Here is a 2448-nt window from a genome sequence, read left to right on the forward strand (position 1 = left end):
GGTTGGCAATCCCGCAGGTAATGAGTTTAAGTACTTCCAGTTCGTCCTGGGGAATGCTATTGGTTTTATAATTATTGCGACGGTACTGCTCCCTCTTTATTACCGGATGAAGCTTACGTCCATTTACACGTACATAGAAGAGAGGCTCGGAACGCACAGTTATAAAACTGCTGCCAGCATATTTCTTTTGAGCCGCACAATTGGTTCTGCATTCCGACTATATCTTGTTGTGATCGTATTGCAGCGGTTTATTTTCGATTCTTATGGTGTTCCTTTCTGGGCCACCGTTTTGATATCACTAGGTTTGATCTGGTCCTATACCTACAAAGGTGGATTAAAAACTATTATTATAACAGATACTCTTCAAACCGTATTCCTGGTATCATCTGTGATTCTGACTATATATTTTATCTGCTCAAGTCTTGGCTTAAACATTCCTGAGGCCTTTGAGACAATAAAAAATAGTGGGTATTCGAAAGTGTTCTTCTTCGAGGATTTTGTAACAAGCAAGTTCCATGTTACCAAACAATTGCTGGGCGGTATTTTCGTAACTATTGCCATGACAGGTCTCGACCAGGACCTTATGCAGAAGAATCTTAGCTGTAAAAATATAGGGGAAGCTCAAAAGAACATGTTCACATTTACAGCCGTATTTGTGGTAATTAACATTTTCTTCCTCAGCGTTGGTGCTTTGTTATATATCTACGCGACAAAAAATGGTATCGAGATTCCAGTGGATGCCGTTACCGGCAAACCCAGGACAGACTTCCTCTTCCCGGAAATAGCATTTAATCACCTGACCATTATTCCCGGTGTCATATTTATGCTAGGGCTAACCGCTGCCACATTTGCCACAACCGATTCGGCGCTAACAGCATTAACAACCTCCTTCTGTGTTGATTTCCTTGGATTTGCCAAGAAAAAAGATCTTAACGCACCTTCAGTTGTTAGAACCAGGCACTTTGTTCACGTGGGTTTTTCACTATTGATGTTCCTGGTAATTATTCTTTTCAACGCTGTAAATAACGCCGCTGTAGTTAGTGCAATATTTACAGTTGCTTCCTATACTTACGGGCCACTTTTAGGTCTTTACGGATTTGGGTTGTTTATGAAAAATCGTGGTGTACAGGATAAACTGGTTCCATTTATCTGTTTATTATCACCTGCTATTTGCTTCTTCCTCAATAAAAACTCTGCTACTTTAATGGGTGGCTATGTTTTTGATAATGAACTGATCGTAGTTAACGGTCTGATCACCTTTATTGGTTTACTATTGATCAGCAGGCCAACAACTGCAAAAACCCAATTTTAATTTGAATTACAAAGTGAGTTATGACAAGTGATGATAAAATAAGAAGTGCATTTGAGAATAAGAACTGGCAGGAAATAAAGGTTACAGATTCATGGCAGATCTTTAAGATAATGGCAGAGTTTGTAGACGGTTTCGAAAAGCTTGCCAAAATAGGCCCCTGTGTATCCATTTTTGGATCTGCAAGAACGTCAAACGAAAACAAATACTACAAATTAGCGGAAGATTGCGCTCGCTTATTAACTGAAAGAGGGTATGGTGTTATTTCTGGCGGTGGCCCGGGAATTATGGAGGCGGCTAACAAAGGCGCTTTCGAAGCTGGAGGTAAATCTGTAGGATTAAACATTGAACTGCCGTTCGAACAGTTTCATAATAAATACATTGATCGCGACAAGATCCTGGAATTTGATTATTTCTTCATCCGTAAGGTGATGTTCATGAAGTATTCACAGGGCTTCATTGTGCTGCCCGGTGGTTTCGGAACTATGGATGAGATGTTTGAAGCCCTTACCCTAATTCAAACAGGAAAAGTTGCACGTTTCCCTATTGTATTGGTTGGTAAATCTTACTGGTCCGGACTTATAGATTGGGTGACCAATACCATGCTCCAGGACGAGAGGAATATTAACGAAGATGACCTAAATCTTTTCCGCCTTGTTGATACGGCGGAGGAAGCTACAGAGCACATTTTCAGGTTCTATGATAAGTATGTGTTGAAACCGAACTTTTAGAATCAAGTATCAAGAGCCAGGATGCGGGGTATTAATTTAGCATTGCTATCTATTATGTCCTTCCCCATGTCCTGGTTCTTGGCTCTCGGTTCTTGGTTCTCAAACAAAAATCTCTCCCTTCAAGTACGTAACAGCCTTACCTGACATTAATACCCTGTCGCCTTTAAGCTGGCACCATAACTCGCCACGCCGGGCTGAAACCTGGTAAGCATGCATATTTTCTTTCCCTAAACGGTTTGCCCAATATGGGATAAGATTACAGTGGGCCGAACCAGTTACCGGGTCTTCGTTTATGCCGGCCGATGGAGCAAAAAACCGGGAAACAAAATCGCTGTTATCACCGGGTGCTGTTGCAATGAAGCCAACAGAATCTATTTTACTCAACGCAACAAAGTCAGGGCTGAGCGA

The 2448-nt window shown here is 41.4% G+C and carries 3 protein-coding genes; 2 read left to right on the forward strand and 1 reads right to left on the reverse strand.

Annotation, left to right across the window (positions count from 1 at the left end; genetic code table 11):
* Nucleotides 1-1312: sodium:solute symporter (locus WKF69_RS18350; RefSeq protein ID WP_340383810.1), on the forward strand; the 1312-nt coding region annotated here is incomplete at its 5' end.
* A gap of 20 nt (nucleotides 1313-1332) precedes the next feature.
* The gene (locus WKF69_RS18355) at nucleotides 1333-2040 is read left to right on the forward strand and encodes a TIGR00730 family Rossman fold protein (protein WP_340383812.1); all 708 of its coding nucleotides are present in this window, start codon (nucleotides 1333-1335) and stop codon (nucleotides 2038-2040) included.
* Between the two features lie 99 nt (nucleotides 2041-2139).
* Here the strand turns inward: WKF69_RS18355 and WKF69_RS18360 are convergent.
* A partial coding sequence (locus tag WKF69_RS18360) for a PhzF family phenazine biosynthesis protein (protein WP_340383814.1) occupies nucleotides 2140-2448 on the reverse strand: 309 nt, incomplete at its 5' end.

It is taken from the genome of Daejeonella sp. (assembly GCF_037719425.1).
Classification (GTDB): Bacteria; Bacteroidota; Bacteroidia; order Sphingobacteriales; family Sphingobacteriaceae; genus Daejeonella.

What these genes read in the sequence shown, in the direction of transcription:
- WKF69_RS18355 (WP_340383812.1), top strand. Translation starts at nt 1,333, where the DNA reads ATGACAAGTGATGATAAAATAAGAAGTGCATTTGAGAATAAGAACTGG.